At 65.2% G+C, this 21215-nt stretch carries 19 protein-coding genes; 3 read left to right on the top strand and 16 right to left on the bottom strand.

Going from position 1 to position 21215, the window contains the following annotated elements; genetic code table 11:
* Positions 1-6 precede the first annotated feature (6 nt).
* From F6X40_RS13525 to edd, 3 genes are all read right to left on the bottom strand, one after another.
* The gene (locus F6X40_RS13525) at positions 7-1410 is read right to left on the bottom strand and encodes a gluconate:H+ symporter (protein ID WP_184066737.1); all 1404 of its coding nucleotides are present in this window, start codon (positions 1408-1410) and stop codon (positions 7-9) included.
* Positions 1411-1666: 256 nt separating this feature from the next.
* Entirely contained in the window at positions 1667-2308 is a 642-nt protein-coding gene (gene eda, locus F6X40_RS13530) for a bifunctional 4-hydroxy-2-oxoglutarate aldolase/2-dehydro-3-deoxy-phosphogluconate aldolase (protein WP_090801837.1), read from the bottom strand.
* A gap of 2 nt (positions 2309-2310) precedes the next feature.
* Positions 2311-4287 carry a phosphogluconate dehydratase gene (edd, locus tag F6X40_RS13535; protein ID WP_187628207.1) on the bottom strand — a complete coding sequence of 659 codons (1977 nt, stop codon included), beginning with the start codon at positions 4285-4287 and terminating at the stop codon, positions 2311-2313.
* Positions 4288-4584: 297 nt separating this feature from the next.
* Between edd and F6X40_RS13540 the strand changes: the two genes are divergently transcribed.
* Complete coding sequence (locus tag F6X40_RS13540; RefSeq protein WP_184066743.1) at positions 4585-5430, top strand: MurR/RpiR family transcriptional regulator; 846 nt, start codon at positions 4585-4587, stop codon at positions 5428-5430.
* A 112-nt stretch (positions 5431-5542) separates the two neighbouring features.
* On the opposite strand, the gene F6X40_RS13545 is transcribed toward F6X40_RS13540, so the two are convergent.
* From F6X40_RS13545 to F6X40_RS13585, 9 genes are all read right to left on the bottom strand, one after another.
* The gene (locus F6X40_RS13545; protein ID WP_184066746.1) at positions 5543-5959 is read right to left on the bottom strand and encodes a CopD family protein; all 417 of its coding nucleotides are present in this window, start codon (positions 5957-5959) and stop codon (positions 5543-5545) included.
* 49 nt (positions 5960-6008) lie between these two features.
* Entirely contained in the window at positions 6009-7280 is a 1272-nt protein-coding gene (locus F6X40_RS13550; RefSeq protein WP_184050922.1) for a glutamate-5-semialdehyde dehydrogenase, read from the bottom strand.
* 264 nt (positions 7281-7544) lie between these two features.
* On the bottom strand, positions 7545-8672 hold the full coding sequence (gene holA, locus F6X40_RS13555) for a DNA polymerase III subunit delta (protein ID WP_187628208.1): 1128 nt from the start codon (positions 8670-8672) through the stop codon (positions 7545-7547).
* Between the two features lie 54 nt (positions 8673-8726).
* A complete protein-coding gene (gene lptE / locus F6X40_RS13560) occupies positions 8727-9278 on the bottom strand; it encodes an LPS assembly lipoprotein LptE (RefSeq protein ID WP_187628209.1) in 552 nt (183 codons plus the stop codon).
* 88 nt (positions 9279-9366) lie between these two features.
* Positions 9367-11958 carry a leucine--tRNA ligase gene (gene leuS / locus F6X40_RS13565; protein WP_187628210.1) on the bottom strand — a complete coding sequence of 864 codons (2592 nt, stop codon included), beginning with the start codon at positions 11956-11958 and terminating at the stop codon, positions 9367-9369.
* Positions 11959-12142: 184 nt separating this feature from the next.
* Positions 12143-12574 (bottom strand): ExbD/TolR family protein, encoded by a 432-nt coding sequence (locus F6X40_RS13570; protein WP_018421805.1) that lies wholly within the window; start codon positions 12572-12574, stop codon positions 12143-12145.
* Between the two features lie 91 nt (positions 12575-12665).
* Positions 12666-13385 carry a MotA/TolQ/ExbB proton channel family protein gene (locus tag F6X40_RS13575; RefSeq protein WP_187628211.1) on the bottom strand — a complete coding sequence of 240 codons (720 nt, stop codon included), beginning with the start codon at positions 13383-13385 and terminating at the stop codon, positions 12666-12668.
* Positions 13386-13463: 78 nt separating this feature from the next.
* A complete protein-coding gene (gene dapB / locus F6X40_RS13580) occupies positions 13464-14261 on the bottom strand; it encodes a 4-hydroxy-tetrahydrodipicolinate reductase (RefSeq protein WP_187628212.1) in 798 nt (265 codons plus the stop codon).
* A gap of 345 nt (positions 14262-14606) precedes the next feature.
* Positions 14607-15455: an outer membrane protein assembly factor BamE gene (locus F6X40_RS13585; RefSeq protein WP_187628247.1), complete on the bottom strand. Its 849-nt coding sequence runs from the start codon at positions 15453-15455 to the stop codon at positions 14607-14609.
* Positions 15456-15607: 152 nt separating this feature from the next.
* On the opposite strand from F6X40_RS13585, the gene fur reads away from it, so the two are divergent.
* Positions 15608-16036 carry a ferric iron uptake transcriptional regulator gene (gene fur / locus F6X40_RS13590; protein WP_013090534.1) on the top strand — a complete coding sequence of 143 codons (429 nt, stop codon included), beginning with the start codon at positions 15608-15610 and terminating at the stop codon, positions 16034-16036.
* Positions 16037-16138: 102 nt separating this feature from the next.
* Here the strand turns inward: fur and F6X40_RS13595 are convergent, their stop codons facing one another.
* The 3 genes from F6X40_RS13595 to F6X40_RS13605 form a co-directional block, all read right to left on the bottom strand.
* Positions 16139-16651 (bottom strand): ureidoglycolate lyase, encoded by a 513-nt coding sequence (locus F6X40_RS13595; RefSeq protein WP_184066767.1) that lies wholly within the window; start codon positions 16649-16651, stop codon positions 16139-16141.
* A gap of 27 nt (positions 16652-16678) precedes the next feature.
* Positions 16679-17689 carry an allantoicase gene (alc, locus tag F6X40_RS13600; RefSeq protein ID WP_187628213.1) on the bottom strand — a complete coding sequence of 337 codons (1011 nt, stop codon included), beginning with the start codon at positions 17687-17689 and terminating at the stop codon, positions 16679-16681.
* A 135-nt stretch (positions 17690-17824) separates the two neighbouring features.
* Positions 17825-19153, bottom strand: coding sequence for a C4-dicarboxylate transporter DctA (locus F6X40_RS13605; RefSeq protein ID WP_187628214.1), 1329 nt, complete (start codon positions 19151-19153; stop codon positions 17825-17827).
* Between the two features lie 236 nt (positions 19154-19389).
* Here F6X40_RS13605 and F6X40_RS13610 point away from each other — a divergent pair, with 236 nt between their 5' ends.
* Positions 19390-20076, top strand: coding sequence for a FadR/GntR family transcriptional regulator (locus F6X40_RS13610; RefSeq protein ID WP_090801859.1), 687 nt, complete (start codon positions 19390-19392; stop codon positions 20074-20076).
* A gap of 71 nt (positions 20077-20147) precedes the next feature.
* Here F6X40_RS13610 and gap read toward each other — a convergent pair whose 3' ends face one another.
* Entirely contained in the window at positions 20148-21158 is a 1011-nt protein-coding gene (gap, locus tag F6X40_RS13615; protein WP_184066779.1) for a type I glyceraldehyde-3-phosphate dehydrogenase, read from the bottom strand.
* Positions 21159-21215 lie beyond the last annotated feature (57 nt).

Raw genomic sequence — 21215 nt, forward strand, 5'->3', positions numbered from 1 at the left:
AACTCCTTACAGGACCGCCGCGAGTGCGAAGGTCAGGCCCAGCCCCATCACCGAAATGATGGTTTCGAGGAGCGACCACGTCTTGAAGGTCTGCACCACCGTCATGCCGAAATATTCCTTGATCAGCCAGAAGCCGCCGTCGTTCACGTGCGAGAAGATCAGCGAGCCCGAGCCGGTCGCGAGCACCATCAGTTCCGGCTTCACCTGCACCGCGCCCGCCGCGGCGATCGGCGCGACGATGCCGCAGGCGGTCGTCATCGCGACGGTGGCCGAGCCGGTCGCGAGACGCATCATCGCCGCGACGAGCCAGCCGAACAGCAGCGGCGACAGATGCACCGCGGTCGCCACGTTGGTGATTTCCTTCGAAATGCCGCTATCCATCAGTACGCGGCCAAAACCGCCGCCCGCACCGACGATCAGTGTAATACCCGCGATCGGCGCCAGACATTCTCCGCAGAACTTCTGAATCTGCTCGCGGTTAAAGCCGCGGCTCGCGCCGAAGGTCCAGAAGCTGACCAGCACGGCCGTCAGCAGCGCGACGTCGGTGTTGCCGAAGAAGCGCAGCAGATCGTTCGGCAGCGTCTTCGGCTCGAAGACCAGGTCGGCCCAGCTGCCGACCAGCATCAGGACCACCGGCAACAGGATCGTGACCAGCGTGATGCCGAAGCCCGGCAGTTCGCGCTTCGGCGCAGCGGCCTTCGCGGCGTTACCACTTTGCACGCCGTTGGCGTCCTTCACGTCGCTGCCCAGAAATTGCGCGGCAAGCGGATTTTCCTTCGGCAACTGGACATGACGGCTCACCAGCAACGCGAACAGCGGACCGGCGACGATCGCGCACGGCACGCCGACGATCAGACCGTAGGCGATCGTCTTGCCGATGTCCGCGTGATACGCCTGCACGGCGAGCAGTGCGGCCGGGTGCGGCGGAATCAGCCCGTGCACGACGGACAGACCCGCGACCATCGGCAGGCCGACCAGCAGCAGCGATTTGTTGGTGCGCTTGGCGACGTTGAACGCGATCGGAATCAGCAGCACGAAGCCGACTTCGAAGAACACCGGCAAGCCGACGATGATCGCGACCACCATCATCGCCCAGTGAATGTGTTTCTCACCGAACCAGTTGATCAGCGTGGTCGCGACGCGCTCGGCGCCGCCCGATTCGGCCATCATCTTGCCGAGCATCGTACCGAGACCGACGACGATGGCAATGTGCCCGAGCGTGTTGCCGTTCCCCGTTTCGAACGATTTGACGATGGTCTGCATCGGCATGCCGGCCACGAGGCCCAGCAGCAACGACACGATGATCAGAACGAGAAACGGATAGACCTTGAAGCGCGTGATCATCAAGATCAGCAGCGCGATCGCGATCAATGCGTAGACCAGCAGCAAGCTGCCGTGGGCAGATTCCATGAAGCCCCTCCTTTGGTTTATTGATTTCAGAGTGCGGATGCGGCCGGCACTTCGTCTCACGGCAACCTGCGCGATGCCTGAAAACCCGGCTAGCCGCGCGGACGCTGAATTTTACTGTTTGTTTCCAGAAAGCGCGTGCAAATCCAGCACGCATATCAAGCAAAAAAAGAGCCTCGGCGCGACAGCCTGATGCGGCTGTATCGACGAGACTCCTGGGCCCGGTTCAGTTGACCGATGCGCTATTGGGTTGTGGGGCTTAGTGCGCGGGTGCCGCCAGCTGGCTCGCGGCGCGCGCGAGGCGCGTGAGCTCGTCCCAGTTCTGCGCGGCGAGCGCGGCCTTCGGCGTGAGCCACGAACCGCCGACACAGACCACGTTCGGCAGCGACAGGAAGTGCGGCGCGCTTTCCGGCGTGATGCCGCCGGTCGGGCAGAACTTCAGCGCCGGGAACGGGCCGTGGAACGCCTGCAGCATCGGCACGCCGCCCGCCTGCTGTGCGGGGAAGAACTTGACGATCTCGTAGCCGAGCTCGAGCGCGAGGATGATGTCCGACGGCGTCATCACGCCGGGCAACAGCGGCAGACCCACATCCTGCGCGGCCTTGTGCATGTCCTTGGTCAGACCCGGCGACACGCCGAACTGCGCGCCCGCCTTCTTCGCCTGGGCGCAATGCTCGGGCTTCGTGATCGTGCCGACACCGACCACGATGTCGTCCGCGAGTTCGCACGCACGCTCGATCGCGCCGAGGCCCGCCGGCGTGCGCAGCGTGATTTCGAGCACCTTCACGCCGCCCGCGTGCAACGCGCGCGACACGTGTTCGCCCTGTTCGACCGTGTCGAACGCGAGCACCGGAATCACCGGGCCGAGGCGCACGATATCGCTTACTGTTTTCGACGTCATAGTCAGACTCCTTGTTTCTGCGGCGCCGCGCCGGCTTGCGCGGTGCTCGTGTGATGGTCGCTGGGTTGATGGCCGTGCTGATGGTCACCGTCGTGGCCGTGCTTGCGATGGCTGCCGGTGCCGTGCTGGCCGTCGACCGTGCCGCCCTCGCCGACCAGCTTGCCGAACACCGACGCGCCCTGCTCCGCCGGCGCCGCCGCCGCACGGAACACGCCGAACAGCTCGCGGCCGAAGCCGACTTCGTTGTCCGCCTGATGCTGCGGCTCGGCGTTCGGACGCGCGGCCCACTCGGCTGCGTCGATTTCGATGTCGAGCACGCCCGCTTCGGCGTCGATCACCAGCATGTCGCCCGTGCGCACTTTGCCGATCGGGCCTTGCAGCAACGCTTCCGGCGACAGATGGATGACCGCCGGCACCTTGCCCGACGCGCCCGACATACGGCCATCGGTCACCAGCGCGACATGGAAACCCTGATCCTGCAGCACACCGAGCAGCGGCGTCAAACGATGCAACTCGGGCATGCCGTTTGCGCGTGCGCCCTGGAAGCGCACCACCGCGATGAAGTCGCGCTTGAGCTCGCCCTTGTCGAACGCTTCCTGCACCGCTTCCTGCGAATCGAACACGATTGCCGGCGCCTTCACCTTGCGATGCTGCGCCGCGACCGCCGAAATCTTGATTACGCCGCGGCCGAGCTTGCCCTGCATCAGACGCAGGCCGCCGTCCGGCTGGAACGGCTCCTTGATGCCGCGCAGCACCGCCGTGTCCGCGCTCGCCTCGACACCTGCAACCCATTGCAGCTTGCCGTCGAGCAGCTTCGGCTCCTCGGTGTAGCGCTTCAGGCCCTTGCCCGCGACCGTGTTCACGTCTTCATGCAGCAGACCGCCTTCGAGCAGATTGCGCACGAGGAACGCGACGCCGCCCGCCGCGTGGAAGTGGTTCACGTCGGCCTTGCCGTTCGGATAGATCTTCGCAAGCAGCGGTACCGCCTGCGACAGCGTGTCGAAGTCGTCCCAGTCGATCACGATGCCGGCCGCGCGCGCGATTGCGACGAGGTGCAGCGTGTGATTGGTCGAGCCGCCGGTCGCCAGCAGCGCGACGATGCCGTTGACGATCGCCTTCTCGTCGACCACATGGCCGATCGGCATGTAGTGGCCGCGCTCGACCGTCAGATCGAGCACGCGGCGCGCGGCCTGCGCGGTCAGCGCGTCGCGCAGCGGCGTGTGCGGATGCACGAAGGCCGAGCCCGGCAGATGCAGGCCCATCACTTCCATCAGCATCTGGTTACTGTTCGCGGTGCCGTAGAACGTGCAGGTGCCGTGGCTGTGATAGGCGGCCGCTTCCGCTTCGAGCAGCGCGTCGCGGCCGCACTGGCCGGTCGCGAACTGCTGACGCGTCCTGGCTTTGTCGTCGTTCGACAGGCCGCTTGCCATCGGGCCGGCCGGCACGAAGATGGTCGGCAAATGGCCGAACTGCAGCGCGCCGATCAGCAGGCCCGGCACGATCTTGTCGCAGATGCCGAGGCACAGCGCCGCGTCGAACATGTTGTGGGTAAGCGCGACGGCCGTGCTCATCGCGATCACTTCGCGCGAGAACAGCGACAGCTCCATGCCCGCGTTGCCCTGCGTGACGCCGTCGCACATCGCCGGCACGCCGCCCGCGAATTGCGCGACGCCGCCGTTTTCGCGCGCGGCCTGCTTGATGATGTCCGGGTAGTTTTTGTACGGCGCGTGCGCCGACAGCATCTCGTTGTACGACGAGACGATGCCGATATTCGGCTCGCGAATCTGCTTGATCACGAGCTTGTCGTTGCCCTCGAGGCCGGCGAAACCGTGAGCGAGGTTCGCGCACGACAACGCGCCGCGCGCCGGAAAGCGCCCCTGCGCATGCTCGATGCGGGCCAGATACGCTTCGCGCGTGGGCTTGCTGCGCTCGATCACGCGTTGCGTGACCTTCAACAATTGCGAATGCGGGGAAACCATCGGAGCTCCTTCGTCGCTGGCGGCAGGCGCACGCATGACACCTGGCGGTATCGCGGGGTTGTGATATCGAACGACGTCATCTTAGTAGAAAAACTACACGATCGCAATGACGAACTCTGTTGCGGCGCCGCACGGCGCGGATCGCCAAGTCGCCCTACTGACGTGCCTCAGCGCTTTACAGCAGAAACCCAGGGAATACACTTACTCGCCGATATGTAGTTTTTGTACCTAGCTTTTGTGCGCCAACGACCAATCGGATATAGTCCACACGTTCTTCAGCATAGTGCGAGTTTTCCGATGATGCTGTCCCAGGTGGAAGAGATGCGCGACCAGCTGCGCCCGTCCGAGCGCAAGCTGGCCGATTACGTGATCGAGGCGCCGCGCGAGGTGCTCGATCTGTCGATGACCGAGGTCGCCGCGCGCGCGGGCGTGAGTCAGCCGACGATCGCGCGCTTCTGTCACGCACTCGGTTTCTCCGGCTTTCGCGAATTCAAGATCCGTCTCGCGCAGGGCATCGCCAGCGAAGTGCCCGCCGTCTATCGCGACGTGCGGCCCGACGAGCCGACGCCGGGCGTCGCCGCGAAGGTGCTCGACCGGACGATCGGCGCGCTGATTCAGGTGCGCAACAATCTGTCGTCGGATAGCGTCGCCGCGGCGATCGACATGCTCGCGCAAGCGAAGCGCATCGAGTTCTACGGGGCGGGCGGCTCAGGCATCGCCGCGCTCGACGTGCAGCACAAGTTCTTTCGGCTCGGCATGCCGAGCGTCGCGTATTCGGACCCGCATACGTTTCTGATGTCGGCCGCGCTACTCGGACCTGGGGACGTGGTCGTCGCGATTTCCAATACGGGCCGCACGCGCGACATCATCGATGCCGCAAAGGCCGCGCTGAACGCGGGCGCGAAGGTGATCGCGATCACGCACGGCAATTCGCCGCTCGCGCGGCTCGCAACCGTGGGCCTCTTTGCGAACGTCGACGAAGACACCGACATCTTCTCCCCGATGACCTCGCGCGTGTCACATCTGGCGATCGGCGACATTCTGGCGGTCGGCGTCGCGCTGACCCGCGGGCCCGAACTGCTGGAGAAGCTCGCGCAAACGAAGGAAGTGATCCACCGGCGGCGGGTGGATTCGCAGGGGTGAACCGCTGCGATGGAATGCGGAACGACGGGATAACGCAAAAGGGCGGTGTGCCATTCAACCGGCATACCGCCCTTTGGTCTTTTCCAGCGCCCTGCTTAACGCCGTCAGCCGCTCAGAACGGCTTGATCACCACCAGCGCGACCGCCGCGAGCATACCGAGCACCGGCAGCTCGTTGAACATCCGATACCACTTGTCCGAGCGGCGATTCTCGCCGCGCTCGAACCTGCGCAACAGCACGCCGCAATACGCGTGATAGATGACGAGGAGCACGACCACGCCGACCTTCGCGTGAATCCAGGCCTGCCCGCTGCCGATGCCGATCACGAGCCACAACCACAGGCCGCACGCGATCGCGGGCACGGCGATGAAGCTCATGAAGCGGAACAGCTTGCGCGCCATCAGCAGAAGACGCGCCGTCGCGGCGGGTTCCGTTTCCATCGCCAGATTGACGAAGATGCGCGGCAGATAGAACAGGCCGGCAAACCAGGAGGCAATCAATACGATGTGAAACGTCTTTACCCAAAGCATCGGCGGGGGTCCTTGTGGTCCTTGTTGTTGAGGCGCTTCGATTCGTGCTTTATTGACGGCCTTCGCCATGACCCAGCACGACGTATTTCAGCGACGTCAGCCCTTCGAGGCCGACCGGGCCGCGCGCGTGCAGCTTGTCGTTCGAAATGCCGATCTCGGCGCCGAGGCCGAACTCGAAGCCGTCCGCGAAACGCGTCGACGCGTTGACCATCACGCTCGCCGAATCGACTTCGCGCAGGAAGCGCATCGCGCGATCGTGGTCTTCGGTGACGATCGCGTCGGTGTGCTGCGAGCTATACGTGTTGATGTGCTCGATCGCCGCGTCGATGCCGTCGACCACCTTGATCGCGAGCACCGGTGCGAGATATTCGGTGCGCCAGTCTTCCTCGCTCGCATCGACGAGCGGACCGACGCCCGCATCGGCCAGCACCGCGCGCGCCGCCGCATCGACGCGCAGCTCGACGTCCTTGCCGCGATACAGCTTGCCCAGCGGCGGCAGCACTTCGGCCGCAATGCCGCGCGCGACCAGCAGCGTCTCCATCGTGTTGCAGGTGCCGTAGCGGTGCGTCTTCGCGTTGTCGCAGACGTTCAGCGCCTTCGGCAGGTCCGCGCGATCGTCGACATAAACGTGGCAGATGCCGTCGAGGTGCTTGATCATCGGCACGCGCGCTTCGTTCATCAAACGCTCGATCAGGCTCTTGCCGCCGCGCGGCACGATCACATCGACGTACTCGGTCATCGTGATGAGCTTGCCGACCGCCGCGCGGTCCGACGTCGCGACCACCTGCACCGCGTCCTGCGGCAGACCGGCCGCTTCGAGGCCCTCGCCGATCAGCTTCGCGAGCGCGGTATTGCATTCGAGCGCTTCCGAGCCGCCGCGCAAAATGGTCGCGTTGCCGGACTTCAGGCACAGCGCGGCCGCGTCGATCGTCACGTTCGGGCGCGATTCGTAGATGATGCCGATCACCCCGAGCGGCACACGCATCTGGCCGACCTGGATGCCGCTCGGCCGGTACTTCAGATTGCTGATCTCGCCGATCGGGTCGGCCAGCGCCGCGACCTGGCGCAGGCCTTCGACCATCGTTTTCAGCGCCTTGTCGGACAGCGTCAACCGGTCGATGAACGCGGCATCGTGGCCCTTGCCGCGGGCGCGTTCGAGGTCGCGCGCGTTGGCGGCCTTCAGCAGATCGGCATCGCGCTCGATCGCCTCGGCAACGGCCGCCAGCGCCGCATTCTTCGCGGCGGTCGACGCCCGCGCCATCGCGCGCGAAGCCTGACGGGCGCGTTGGCCGAGGTCGGTCATGTACTGGTCGATATCCATGGTCATTCTCGTGATGCCCCGCACGTTGGCATGCGGTGGTCGGGCAGGATTAGCGAAAGATCAAACGATTGTAAGTCGGGTACCGGGGCTTTGCTCGCACGCGGGCGGCGGGCGCACTGTGCTGTCGCAGGTTCGCCGATGCGTTTCGTTCGGCGCGTGGCACGCGAAACGCGCTGGTCTGTATGTGTGGAACGACTGGCAGTCGGTACACGATTGCTCGCGTCAGCCACTGCTTCGACGCTCGCGCGAATCAGCTGTGCCGCTTCAGACTGGCCGCCGCGCTGGCGCCGCAGTCGGCACCCGAGGTCGCGGCGGCGGCACTGGCGAAGCTGCCGACGGTTTTGGCGCCGCCACCGTCATCGCGAGTTCGAACAGGCCGTCCCACGGATCGGGCGGCGGATCGTTGCGATGATTACCCCGCGTGCCGCCCGACAGCCCCTTCACCTGCCAGTCGAGCCGCGCCGCCAGCGCGAGTGCCGTCTCGAGCGCCGCTTCGCTGACGCGCGACAGCGCAGGTCCGATCAGCCGTTCGCGCGGACCCCATACGCGGTTCTCGCGCGTGAGCATCGCGAGCGGCTTGCCGGCCGCGACGCCGCGCTTGATCCGCAGCAGCGTGCGCACTTCTTCGACGACCGCCCACAGCACGAGCACCGCGGCCTCGCCTTCACCGCGCAGCCCGTCGAGCATGCGCGCGAGACGGCCGACGTCGCCCGCGAGCATCGCCTCGTTGAGCTTGAACACGTCGTAGCGCGCGACGTTGAGCACCGCGTCCTGAACCTGATCGAAGCTCAGCGAGCCGTTCGGATACAGCAGCCCGAGCTTCTGGATTTCCTGATGCGCGGCGAGCAGATTGCCCTCGACGCGCTCGGCGATGAACGCGAGCGCACGCCGCCCCTCCTCGCCGGCTGCGACGCGCTGACCCTGGGCCGCGAGCCGCTGCCCGACCCAGTTCGGCAGCTGCGCGCGCTCGACCGGATCGATCTTCAGCGCGACGCCGGCGTCGGCGAGCGCGGTGAACCATGCCGACTTTTGCGTGGCCGCATCGAGGCGCGGCAGCGTAATCATCGTCAGCACGTCGTCGTTGACGGTGGATGCGAGCGCCTTCAGCGCATCGGCGCCTTCCTTACCGGGTTTGCCCGACGGAATGCGCAACTCGACCAGCTGACGGTCGCCGAACAGCGACATCGACTGGCTCGCGCCGAGCAGCGAGCTCCAGTCGAAACCGCGCTCGACCGTGAACACCGAGCGGTCGGTGAAGCCGGCCGCGCGCGCCGCCGCGCGGATGCGATCGCACGCTTCCTGCGCGAGCAGATGCTCGTCGCCGTATACGACGTACAGTCCGGCGAGGCCGCGGGCGAGATGCGCTTCGAGCGCGTCAGGTCGCAGTTGCATGGCTGGCGGTTGACGGGATGAATGAGATTCGACGAATCACGAACGGTGCGATGCTCACAGCGGCGGCGGCGGCAGCGGTGCGCGCGGCGCGATGGGCGCCACGGCCTCGGCCGGCGTCGGATGCAGCGAGCGCACCACGCCGAGACGGCGGACCAGCTGATCGACCGCGTCGTTTTCCATGTCGGCGAACAGGATGTCGGACTCGGCGGCCTTCGCCTGCGAGAACTGGTCGCTATAGGTCATCGCCCGGTTCAGCGCGATCACGCTGCCCGGAATCAACACGGTGCCGTCCTTGCCGGTCAGCGTGTAGGTCATCTGCAGATTCAGCTGATACTCGGCGACGACGCCCAGCGAATTCAGCGTCAGCGTGCTGACGTTGCGGTTCTGCGTGATCTGCAGCAGCGCATCGGCATTGGCGGGCGAGCTGACCACCACGGTGTCGCTACCGCCCTGCACGATGCGCGTGAAGCGCGCCATGGCCGCGGGCGAGCCGCCCGCCACATAGAGGCGCTTGAACGCGAAGTCCTGCTGGCCGCGCAACTGGAAGCCGCAGGCCGACAACATCATTACGCTGCAAGCGAGCGTCAAAAACGATCTGCGAGTCACATTCGCTCCCGGTTCGCAGTGGATTCGCGGTGCCGAGGAACGCCGCCGGGCGGGCGGCGCTCCGTCTGCCGGATGAGGGCCTGGAACGTCAAACGACCACGTTCACGAGACGGCCCGGCACCACGATGATCTTCTTAGGCGCCTTGCCTTCGCTGAATTTCGCGACCATTTCGTGCGCGACCGCTTGTTGCTCGATCGCTTCGCGCGACGCGTCCTTCGCGACCGTGATCGCGCCGCGCACCTTACCGTTCACCTGCAGCACGAGTTCGATCTCGGCCTGTTCGAGCGCCTTCTCGTCGACCTTCGGCCACGACGCGTCGAGCAGTGGGCCGAATTCGTCGGCATAGCCGAGCTCCTGCCACAGCTGGAACGTCAGGTGCGGCACGACCGGGTACAGCACGCGCAGCATCACACCGTAGGTTTCACGCAGCACGGCGGTCTGCGCGCCCTTCGCGCCGTCGAGCGCGTTGAGCATCTTCATCGCGGCCGATACCACCGTGTTGTACTGAAGACGCTGATAGTCGAAATCGGCCTGCTTCAGCACGCTATAGATCTCACGACGCAGCGCCTTGTCGGTGTCGTTGAAGCGTGCGGCGTCCAACTGGCCGCCCGCGCGCAGCGCGGCTTCGTTCGTATAGCCGAAGTTCCACACGCGACGCAGGAAGCGGCTCGCGCCTTCGACGCCCGAACCCGACCACTCGAGCTGCTGCTCGGGCGGCGCCGCGAACATCACGAACAGACGCGCGGTGTCCGCGCCGTGCTGATCGATCAGCATCTGCGGGTCGACGCCGTTGTTCTTCGACTTCGACATCTTCTCGACGCCGCCGAGCACGACCGGCTGGCCGTCAGCGTTGAGCACCGCGCCGACCGGGCGGCCCTTGTCGTCGAACGACACGGTCACTTCCGCCGGGTTGTACCAGGTCTTCTTGCCCGCTTCGTTTTCGCGGTAATAGGTTTCGTTGAGCACCATGCCCTGCGTGAGCAGGTTCTTCGCCGGTTCGCCGAACTTCACGAGACCGAGGTCGCGCATCACCTTCGCCCAGAAACGCGAGTACAGCAGGTGCAGGATCGCGTGTTCGATACCGCCGATGTATTGATCCATCGGCGCCCAGTAGTCGGTGCGCTCGTCGACCATCGTCTTCGCATCCGGCGACGCGTAGCGGTAGAAGTACCACGACGAATCGACGAAGGTGTCCATCGTGTCGGTTTCGCGCTTTGCCGCGCCGCCGCAGCTCGGGCACGTGCAGTTCAGGAACGCTTCGGACTTCGCGAGCGGATTGCCCGTGCCGTCCGGCACCAGGTCTTCCGGCAGCACGACCGGCAGGTCTTTTTCCGGCACCGGCACGTCGCCGCACTTCGGGCAGTGGATGATCGGGATCGGCGTGCCCCAGTAACGCTGGCGCGAGACGCCCCAGTCACGCAGACGCCACGTGATCTGCTTGTCGCCGAGGCCCAGTTCCTTGAGATCGGCGGCGATGCGGTCTACGGCTTCGTCGTAGGCGAGGCCGTCGTACTTGCCGCTGTTCACCAGCGTGCCGGTCTTCTCGCCGTACCACTCCGCCCACGCTTCGGTCGAGAATTCCTTGCCCTCGACCGCGACGACCTGCCTGACCGGCAGACCGTACTTCTTCACGAACGCGAAGTCGCGCTCGTCGTGCGCCGGCACGCCCATCACCGCGCCTTCGCCGTAAGTCATCAGCACGTAGTTGCCGATCCACACCTCGACCTTCGCCTGCGTCAGCGGATGCGTGACGTAGAAGCCGGTGGCCATGCCTTTCTTTTCCATCGTCGCGACGTCGGCTTCGGCGACGCCGCCGCGCTTGCATTCGTCGATGAACGGCTGCAGTTCCGGCTTGTCTTGCGCGAGACGCGTGGCGAGCGGATGCTCGGCGGCGATCGCGCAGAACGTGACGCCCATGATCGTGTCGGCGCGCGTCGTGAACACGCGCAGCAGCTTCTGTTCGCCGTCGATTTCATACGGGAAGCCGAAGTTCACGCCGAAGCTCTTGCCGATCCAGTTCTGCTGCATGATCTTCACGCGCTCGGGCCAGCCGAGGCCTTCGAGATCGTTCAGCAGTTCATCCGCGTACTGCGTGATGCGCATGTAGTACATCGGGATTTCGCGCTTTTCGACGAGCGCGCCCGAGCGCCAGCCGCGCCCGTCGATCACCTGCTCGTTCGCGAGCACGGTCTGGTCGACCGGGTCCCAGTTCACGGTGCCGGTTTTCTTGTACGCGATGCCCTTTTCGAGCATCTTCAGGAACAGCCACTGGTTCCACTTGTAGTAGTCAGGGCTGCAGGTCGCGACTTCGCGCGACCAGTCGATCGCGAGGCCCATCGACTGCATCTGCTTCTTCATGTAAGCGATGTTGTCGTAGGTCCACTGCGCGGGCGGCACGTTGTTGGCCATCGCGGCGTTCTCCGCCGGCATGCCGAAGGCGTCCCAACCCATCGGCATCAGCACGTTGTAGCCGTTCATCCGCAGATAGCGGTACATCACGTCGTTGATCGTGTAGTTGCGCACATGCCCCATGTGCAGCTTGCCCGACGGATACGGCAGCATCGAGACGCAGTAGAACTTGGGCTTGTCGGTGGTTTCCGTCGTCTTGTAGGCGTCGATGGCGCGCCATTGCCCTTGCGCGGCGGCTTCGACGTCGGAGGGAACGTATTTTTCGTGCATGGTGTGATGGGATCGCCAGGTTCGGTGCTTTCGCACCGGCCCGGTGCTCTGCAGAATGTCGTTGCGTCGTTTCCCCTTCGGCGGGGAAAGGGCTGATTATACCGTTCGCGGACGGGTGCGCCGCGCGACGTGGCGCGGGACTGGGTATGCCGGATTGGTGAACGCGGTGCGCACCCGGTGGCGCTCAGTGCTGCGCGGCAGGCGGCGGCGGGTCCGTCACGAAGCCGATCCGCTCGAGCCCCGCCTGCTGCGCGGCGCCCATCACCTGCGCGATCACTTCGTAGCGCGTCGAGCGCTCCGCGCGCAACTGGATGTCCGGCTGGTCCGCCCGCTTGCCGGCCTCGGCGAACTGCGCGCGCATCTGCGCGAGCGTGATCGGCTTGCCGTTCCAGTAGAGCTTGCCGGCGCCGTCGATCGAAAGGGAGATGGTTTGCGGGGTCTGGCGCGCGGGCGCCGCCGCGACCTTCGGCAGATCGAGCCGGATCGCGTGCGAGAACAGCGGCGCGGTGATGATGAAAATCACCAGCAGCACCAGCATCACGTCGATCAGCGGCGTCATGTTGATCTCGGCCATCGGCGCGGCCGTCTGCTTCTTCTCGAGTCCGCCGAATGCCATGTCGCCTCCTTGCGTCTGAGCTTGCCCGTGCGATGGGCGGTGTGTCGTGCGAGGAAGATCGCGATGTGCCGAGCCCGCCGCGCGTGACAAGTCAGCGGTGCGCCTCGTGCGCCGCCTGCTGCGCGCGCGGAGGCGTCGGCGCGTGCTCGGTTGGGGAGCACACGTACGCATGCAGATCGTGCGCGAAGCCGTCCAACTCCTCGGACAATTGCCGCACGAGGCGGCCCAGCACGTTGTACGCGAGCACCGCCGGAATCGCCACCACCAGACCGAACGCGGTCATGATCAGCGCCTCGCCCACCGGTCCCGCGACGTTCTCGATCTGCGCCTGCCCGCTCGCCGCGATGCTGCCGAGCGCGTGATAGATACCCCATACGGTGCCGAGCAGACCGACGAACGGCGCGGTGCTGCCAACCGACGCAAGCAGCACCTGACCGAACTCGAGCCGCCGCTGCGACGCATTGAGCGCCTGGCGCAGCGCGCGCAGCACCCGTTCGCTGCGCTCGACGCGCGCGAGCAGGGCGCCCGGAATGTCGACCTCGGCCGCATTGAGCGCCGCTTCGGCGAGCGGCGCGAACACGCGCTCACGATCAGTGCGGCGCAGGATGGCGACGCCTTCGGCGAGCGTCGGCGCCTGCCAGAAGCGCGCGATCGCCCGGTTGGCCTGGCGTTTCGCGCGCGTCAGAATCCAGCTCTTGACGATCAGAAAACACCAGCTCGCAATCGACATGGCCAGCAGCACATAGGCGACGCCATGCGTGATTGCGTCGCTCGTTTGCAGGTAATGGATGATGCCACTGCTGCCTGCCATCTGACCTCGCCTTGGGAAAGTGACTTCGGGAGGGCGCGCTCGGGATGCGCTACTCCGCCTACGCGCAACGGGCTTCGCTCAACGCAGTCCGAGCACGTCCTGCATGTCGAAGAAGCCGTTGTCGTGGCCTTCGAGGAAGCGTACAGCACGAAGCGCGCCTTGTGCATATGACAGGCGGCTTGCCGATTTGTGCGTGATCTCGATGCGCTCGCCGATGCCCGCGAACAGCACCGTATGATCGCCGACGATATCGCCGCCGCGAATCGCCGAGAAGCCGATCGTCGACGGATCGCGCTCGCCGGTCACGCCTTCGCGGCCGTAGATCGCGCAGTCGTCGAGATTGCGGCCGAGCGCGTTGGCGATCACTTCGCCCATCGTCAGCGCGGTGCCGGACGGCGCGTCGACCTTGTGACGATGATGTGCCTCGATGATCTCGATGTCGTAGCCGGTCGAGAAGTGCCGCGCCGCGTATTCGAGCAGCTTCAGCGTGACGTTCACGCCGACGCTCATGTTCGACGCGAACACGACGCCGATCTTCCGCGCCGCCGCTCGCAGCTGCGCTTTTTGCGCGTTGTCGAAGCCGGTCGTGCCGATCACCATTTTCACGTCGTGGCGCTGCGCGGCTTCGAGATGCGCGAGCGTCGCGTCGGGACGCGTGAAGTCGATCAGGTAGTCGGATTCGGCGAACACACGCTCGATGTCGTCGGACAGCAGCACGCCGGTCTCTTTGCCGAGGAACGCGCCGGCGTCCTGGCCAAGCTGCGCAGCGCCCGTGCGGCAGAGCGCGCCGGACAGCGTCGCGTCGGCATCGTTGAGGACGGTTTCGATGAGCATGCGGCCCATTCGGCCCGATGCGCCCGCAATGGCAATTTTCATGACGATGAGGATTCGAAAAGAGTCAACCGGTATGGAGCCCGGCAAACGCGGCCCGGCGAATGCCCGGACCAGTGTGCCGGGGAATGCGCCCGGTCGATATAGGGACATGCGGCGGCAGGGAGCGAAATCGCCCGGCTCGCTGCTGGAGCCAATGGGGGCGGCCGATCGGGACGGCTCGCTCAGGTGACTGACCGATACGGCCCGCTGCGGCGACCCACTGCCGCGGCAACACGTTCATGCGGCCCAAGCGGCGCATTTCCGACCTCGCCTGGTGACGGACAAACACACATCTGGCGGGCGCCGCACATGTGGCGCGCAGCCCGCCTCACAACACCGACGAGCAAATCAGTTGCTCGTTCCCGGCGTCGCCGGCGAAGTGTTCAACGTCGGGCTGCCGCTGCTTTGCGAGCCCGTCGGGCCGACCGGGTTGCTCTCGTTCTCCTGAGCGGGCGGCGGCGGACGCTTGAACTGGAACTGCGGCTGACCGCCGGACGTCGGGCCTTGCGTCGGGATCCCGCCAGCGCCCGCTCTCGGCACGGCCGACCGCACGGACGGCGCGCGGCTCGGCGTCGGCACCGCGCTCGTTGCGCGATTGGCCGCCTGGGCGGCTTCCGCGTTGGCGTCCATGGACGGCGTGGCGGCCTGCTGGGCGCCTTCGACCGACGGCGAGCGCGTCGTATCCACGGTAGCCGGTGCCGCGGCGGCCGCCGCGCTGGCGGCGGCTGCGTCGCTGGCGGCCACGGCGTTGGCGGCCTCGGCCGCGCTCGTCGCGCGCGGCGGCGTCGCGTTCGGGTGGCGGCCACGGCGATCACCGTCGATTTCGGCCAGCAATTCGAGATTGGTCGGCAGATCCTCGCCGCCCGTCCAGTGGGTCACGAGGTCGCCGGAGAAGTACACGACGAAGTCACGCTGCTGCACGATCGACGTCGAGCCGCGCTTGAAATAGAACACGTAATCCCAGCGATTCGCGTGGAACATGTCGGTCAACAGCGGCGTGCCGAGCAACTGACGCACCTGCGCGCGCGTCATGCCGACCTTCATCTGGTCGGCCATTTCCTGCGACACGAAATTACCTTGCACAACCGTAATCCGATACGGCGTAATGCGTTGGGCAATGCGCTGGGTCAGGCTGTCGTATGTGGAACATCCGGCAAGAACCGCGACAGTCGCAACAGCGATCAAGGTACCCCGCATGCGGCTCCCCCGGTAGATCAATTGAGATTTAGAAATCATTTCACTCACCGTGCGGGCCCGCTTGCGGGCCGCGCTCATTCCATCGAAAATGACCAGAACGCCAAAACACATTACTATGAGAGCCCAGCATTGTACTCTAGGGATCCCTTGTCATGACCAATCCAACCGATCTCAAGAATATCGGGCTCAAGGCGACCCTTCCGCGCCTCAAAATCCTTGAGATTTTCCAGCATAGCCCGGTGCGTCACCTGACCGCCGAAGACGTGTACCGCAACCTCCTGCACGAGGAGCTCGATATCGGTCTCGCCACCGTCTATCGTGTGCTGACGCAATTCGAGCAGGCCGGCCTGCTCTCGCGCAGCAATTTCGAATCGGGCAAGGCGGTGTTCGAACTGAACGAGGGGTCGCACCACGACCACCTCGTGTGCCTCGATTGCGGGCTGGTCGAGGAATTTTTCGACCCCGAAATCGAAAGCCGTCAGCAGTCCATCGCCAAGGCACGCGGCTTCAAGCTGCAGGAACACGCGCTGGCACTGTATGGGGCGTGCACGAAGGAGAATTGCCCGCATCGTAAGCACTGATGCGTCGCGGGTCGCCTGCCAACGCGACCTGGCAAGTCAGAAAAAAGACCCGGCCGATGGGCATCGGCCGGGTCTTTTTTATTCAGGCGGCGGCAATCGCCGCTATCCGACCAGTTCCGCGCTCGGCTCGAAGGCGAGCCGCCACCGCTCGGCCAACTGCAATTCGTCGCAATTCGGCGCATCGCCGCCGCGATCGACGACGATGAAGTCGCTGACCTGATCCAGCGCGAGCAGCGGATGGTGCCAGACCCCTTTGGCGTAATTGACGCCCTGCCACGCATCGGTCCAGAACGCGCGCATGCGCGCGGCGTCGAACTCGCCGGCCGGCGCGACCACCATCAGATATCGGCCCGCGCGTAACGGAATGAAAGCCTGGCTGCCGAGCGGATGCCGCTCCATCATCGTGATCTCGACGGGCAGCGCGCGCGGCTGCGCGCGAAACAGACTGACGAGCGGCCGGCCGCCCTGCTCCACCACGTCGACGCGCGCGAGGTCGTGATAGCGCTCGGTGGTACCGCCGTTGATCGGAAAACGACGCGCGCCGTCGAGTTCGATCACGTCGCCGAACGGCGCGAAGGCCGCGCGCGTCAGGCGTTCCATCTGCAGGATCTTCATGCGTGCCGCTCCATGACGTTGCTTGCGTTAAGCGATCTCGCCCCACAGACGCAGGCGCGACACGCCGCCGTCCGGGAAGATGTTGAAGCGCACGTGCGTGAGCGGCCCGAGCGCGGCGAGGTCGTCCGCGAACGCGTGCACATGATCCATTTGCAGTTTCTGTTCGCCGAGCAGCACCGGCCAGAACATCGCCTGCGTGACGAGGGAATCGTCGGTGCCGCCCGTCACCGATGCCGCCTGCAGCGAGCAGCGATCCGGGAAGTTGCCCTTGAAGTGCGCGGTGTCCACTTCGATCTTGCGGATCACGCCGGGCCGCGCGAGCGCGACGATCGCCCAGTCGTTGCCCGGCTCGCGACGCCGCCGCGTTTCCCAGCCGTCGCCCATGTTCACGCCACGGCCCGGCATCAGCATCTGCGAGGCCGGCCCGAAATGCTGGTTGTTCGCGGCGACGAGGTACGCGCCGTTTTCGATCGCGGCGAGATCGAGCAGCGTGCCGCGCTCGACGCGGCTCCAGTCGCGCTGCGGCTGGCCATACACGCGCAGTCGCGCGAGCCCGCCGTCCGGATACAGATTCACGCGCAGATGGGTGACCGGGCGCGCGTCTTTCACCTCGACGTAGTGATGCTGGTTGCCCTGTAGCGTTGTCGCCGGCACGAGCGGCTGCCAGTCGGCGTGCTCGGGCGGCACGTCAGCGTCGCTATGACAGGCATCGATCGACGCCGCCGGCGGGAAATTGCCGGTGAAGTGGCTCGTATCGAGATCGACCCCATGCACGACGCCCGGCCGCGCGAGCTGGATCACGCAATGGTCATGGCCGGTCGTGCGCTTGCGACGCGTCTCCCAGCCGTCCATCCACTTGCCGTGGTCGTCGTATTTGCCGGGGATGAACACCGCCGGCTGCGGGTCGAGCATGCGCTCTTTCGGCGCGAAGAATTCGTCGCTGGCGAACAGCGCCTTCGCGCCGAGGCGCGGATCGGCGAGGTTCATGTAGCGGCGTGTGAAGGCGGGAGCGTTCGGGTCGAGGATCGGGTTGGCCATGATGTCGGTCGGTGTCGAAGAGGTCGGAAACAGCCGGCGGCGCCACGGCAACCGCCGGCTTTGCGAAAAAAGGTCGAGGAGCTGTCTAGGAAGCGATGCCGGTTCGTCTGGTCAGACCAGATACCCGCGCAGCCGTCAGACCGCCGGCGCGGGTTCGGCCGCACCGGGTTCGACGAGCGTGTCGTCGACGACGGGCACGTAGCGCAGCGCCGCGTCGCGATTCAGCACGCGATGCGCGCGCGCCTTGTCGATATCGTTTTCCCACACGGCGACCACCACCGTCGCGACGCAGTTGCCGATCAGGTTGGTGAGCGCCCGGGCGATGCCGACAAACCAGTCGACCGGCAGAATCAGCACGAGACCGAGCACAGGAATCGCGGGAATCGCGGAGAGCGTCGCCGCGAGAATCACGATCGCAGAGCCCGGAATGCCGTGCGCGCCCTTCGACGTCACCAGCGACACCAGCACGACGACGATCAGGTCATGAATAGACAGCGGCGTGTTGGTCGCCTGCGCGATGAACAGCACGGCGAGCGTCAGATAGATCGAGAAGCCGTCGAGGTTGAACGAGTAGCCGGTCGGAATCACGAGACCGACCGTCGAATCCTTGACGCCCATCCATTCGAGCTTGCGCATGATCTGCGGCAGCACGGCGTCGGACGACGCGGTGCCGAGCACGATCGACAGTTCTTCGCGCAGATAGCGGATCAGCTTGAAGATGCTGAAGCCGGCGAGCCGCATCACCGCGCCGAGCACGACCACGACGAACACCGCGCAGCTCGCGTAGAACACCAGCACGAGCATGCCGAGCTGCTTCAGCGACTCGACGCCGTAGGTGCCGGTCGTGAACGCGATCGCGCCGAGCACGCCGAGCGGCGCGAGCTTGATGATGAAGCCCATCACGCGGAAGAACACCTGCGACAGCTCATCGATCAACCCGCTCACGCGCTGCGCGCGCTTGCCGAGCAGCGACAGCGCCGAGCCGAACAGCACCGAGAACACGAGGATCTGCAGAATGTCGCCGGTCGCGAACGCGTTGATCGCCGTGTCGGGGATGATCTTCAGCAGAAAGCCCGCTGTGTCCTTCAGGCTCTTCGCGTGCTCGGTATAGGTCGCGAGCGACGCCGCATCGAGCGACTTCAGGTTCACGTTCATACCTGCACCAGGACGCGTCGCGTAAGCGAGCACCGCGCCGATCACGAGCGCGATCGTCGTCATCGCCTCGAAGTAGATCACCGACTTCAAGCCGACGCGGCCGACCTTGCGCAGATCGCCCGCGTGCGCCATGCCGCTCACCACCACGCAGAACACGATCGGCCCGATCACCATCTTGATCAGCTTCAGAAAGCCGTCGCCAAGCGGCCGCAAGGACTGCGCGAAATGCGGAAACACGGCACCGAGCACGATGCCGACCACGAGCGCTATCACGACCCGGCCAAATAGCGAATTGAAGAATTTCAACACGGCTTCCTCCTGCGGATGGTTGTCTCGGTCACTTCTGTTCAGACTGGTCCGACCAGTGCTGTTATGGCGAATAGTAGGAAGCCGATATACCCGCGTCAAGGACTCATCGAGCAGTGTTTACCCGTTGTTTTTTCGGCGATTTCGGGTCGGATTCGGGATTTCAGACGGCGCGCGGCGCGCCTTCTCGCGCGCAAGGATTAGAATTGCGGTCAGACCACGCTACCGAGCGATCCCTCATGAAAAACGTCCCGCACACCGTCACCGACGCGGCCATCGCGACCATCCGCGAGCGTATCGAGGGGGGCGTCTATCCGGTGGGCAGTCTGCTGCCGGCGCAGCGCCAGCTATCCGATGAACTGTCGATCAGCCGCGCGTCACTGCGCGAAGCGCTTTCCACGCTGGAAGCGCTTGGTCTGCTGGTGATCCGCCCCGGCAAGGGCGTCTACGTGGAAAGCGCGCAGGCGAAAAACGCGCAGGCGTGGCGCTTCGCCGAGCAGTCGTCGCTGCCCGACACGTATCAGATGCGCTACGCGCTCGAAGGCTTCGTCGCGCGCATGGCGGTGCTCGCGGTCACCAACGACGACCTCGCGTGGCTCGAGGAAAACATCACCGCGATGCAAAGCGCGCTCGCCTGCGAGGAACTCGACGAAGCGGCTCGGCTCGACTACGCGTTCCATATGCGCATCGTCAGCATCGCGGGCAATGCGGCGATCGAGTCGATCCTGCGCAGCAGCGCCGAGATCATGCAGGAAAGCCAGCGCATGCCGTTCTACCGGCGCGAGCGGGTGCTGTCCACCTACACCGAACATCGCGCGATTCTCGACGCGTTGAAGGCCCGCGATTCGCTCGCCGCGGGCAAGGCGATCGAGACGCACATCGCGAACGCCGCGCAGCGCGCCGGCGTCTATTTCCCCACGCCGTAGACGGCAAAAATCGCAGACGAAAAAAAACCGCTCCGAAGAGCGGCTTTTTCATGCAGCGTGAAACCCGAAACTTACTTCGCGTTCGCGAGCGCCACAGCCGTGTCCAGCATGCGGTTCGAGAAGCCCCACTCGTTGTCGTACCAGCTCGACACCTTCACGAGACGGCCCGACACCTTGGTCAGCGTCGAGTCGAACGTCGACGAAGCCGGATTGTGGTTGTAGTCGATCGACACGAGCGGTGCGTCGTTGTAACCGAGGACGCCCTTCAGCGCGCCTTCCGATGCTTCCTTCATGATCGCGTTGACTTCCTCGACCGTCGTGTCGCGCGCAGCGATGAACGACAGGTCGACGACCGACACGTTGATCGTCGGGACGCGGATGGCGTAGCCGTCGAGCTTGCCGTTCAGTTCCGGCAGCACGAGGCCGACCGCCGATGCCGCGCCGGTCTTGGTCGGGATCTGGCTATGCGTGGCCGAACGCGCGCGGCGCAGGTCTTCGTGGTACACGTCGGTCAGAACCTGGTCGTTCGTGTACGCGTGGATCGTCGTCATCAGGCCGTTCACGAGGCCGATCTTGTCGTTCAGCGGCTTGACCAGCGGCGCGAGGCAGTTGGTCGTGCACGATGCGTTCGAGATGACCGTGTCCGATGCCTTCAGCACGTTGTGGTTCACGCCGTAGACGACGGTCGCGTCGACGTCCTTACCGCCCGGCGCCGAGATGATGACCTTCTTCGCGCCGCCCTTGATGTGCGCGCTCGCCTTTTCCTTGGTCGTGAAAAAGCCCGTGCACTCCATCACGACGTCGACGCCCAGCTCGCCCCACGGCAGTTCGGCCGGGTTGCGGTTCGCCAGCACGCGGATCTTGTCGCCGTTCACGACGAGGTAGTCGCCGTCCACCGACACGTCGCCCGGGAACTTGCCGTGCGCGGTGTCGTACTGCGTCAGGTGGGCGTTGGTCTTCGCATCGCCCAGATCGTTGATGGCGACGATTTCGATATCGTGCTTCTTGCCGTTTTCATAGAAGGCGCGCAGGGTATTGCGGCCGATCCGGCCGTAGCCGTTGATTGCGACGCGAATCGTCATGATTTATCTCCTGATGGCTAAAAAATCCGTCTATGTTCGCCTGGTCGGACTTCCGGT

Origin of the sequence: Paraburkholderia sp. UCT31 (assembly GCF_014397655.1) — a bacterium.
GTDB classification, from domain to species: domain Bacteria; phylum Pseudomonadota; class Gammaproteobacteria; order Burkholderiales; family Burkholderiaceae; genus Paraburkholderia; species Paraburkholderia tuberum.

Bases quoted from the DNA above. Each gene is read 5' to 3' on its own strand.
- F6X40_RS13550 (WP_184050922.1), bottom strand. From the start codon at position 7,280: ATGGATATCGACCAGTACATGACCGACCTCGGCCAACGCGCCCGTCAG.
- holA (WP_187628208.1), bottom strand. From the start codon at position 8,672: ATGCAACTGCGACCTGACGCGCTCGAAGCGCATCTCGCCCGCGGCCTC.
- F6X40_RS13610 (WP_090801859.1), top strand. From the start codon at position 19,390: ATGAAAAACGTCCCGCACACCGTCACCGACGCGGCCATCGCGACCATC.
- eda (WP_090801837.1), bottom strand. From the start codon at position 2,308: ATGACGTCGAAAACAGTAAGCGATATCGTGCGCCTCGGCCCGGTGATT.
- F6X40_RS13595 (WP_184066767.1), bottom strand. From the start codon at position 16,651: ATGAAGATCCTGCAGATGGAACGCCTGACGCGCGCGGCCTTCGCGCCG.
- F6X40_RS13525 (WP_184066737.1), bottom strand. From the start codon at position 1,410: ATGGAATCTGCCCACGGCAGCTTGCTGCTGGTCTACGCATTGATCGCG.
- leuS (WP_187628210.1), bottom strand. From the start codon at position 11,958: ATGCACGAAAAATACGTTCCCTCCGACGTCGAAGCCGCCGCGCAAGGG.
- F6X40_RS13570 (WP_018421805.1), bottom strand. From the start codon at position 12,574: ATGGCATTCGGCGGACTCGAGAAGAAGCAGACGGCCGCGCCGATGGCC.
- F6X40_RS13545 (WP_184066746.1), bottom strand. From the start codon at position 5,959: ATGCTTTGGGTAAAGACGTTTCACATCGTATTGATTGCCTCCTGGTTT.
- F6X40_RS13540 (WP_184066743.1), top strand. From the start codon at position 4,585: ATGATGCTGTCCCAGGTGGAAGAGATGCGCGACCAGCTGCGCCCGTCC.
- dapB (WP_187628212.1), bottom strand. From the start codon at position 14,261: ATGAAAATTGCCATTGCGGGCGCATCGGGCCGAATGGGCCGCATGCTC.
- F6X40_RS13575 (WP_187628211.1), bottom strand. From the start codon at position 13,385: ATGGCAGGCAGCAGTGGCATCATCCATTACCTGCAAACGAGCGACGCA.
- F6X40_RS13585 (WP_187628247.1), bottom strand. From the start codon at position 15,455: ATGCGGGGTACCTTGATCGCTGTTGCGACTGTCGCGGTTCTTGCCGGA.
- alc (WP_187628213.1), bottom strand. From the start codon at position 17,689: ATGGCCAACCCGATCCTCGACCCGAACGCTCCCGCCTTCACACGCCGC.
- edd (WP_187628207.1), bottom strand. From the start codon at position 4,287: ATGGTTTCCCCGCATTCGCAATTGTTGAAGGTCACGCAACGCGTGATC.
- gap (WP_184066779.1), bottom strand. From the start codon at position 21,158: ATGACGATTCGCGTCGCAATCAACGGCTACGGCCGGATCGGCCGCAAT.
- fur (WP_013090534.1), top strand. From the start codon at position 15,608: ATGACCAATCCAACCGATCTCAAGAATATCGGGCTCAAGGCGACCCTT.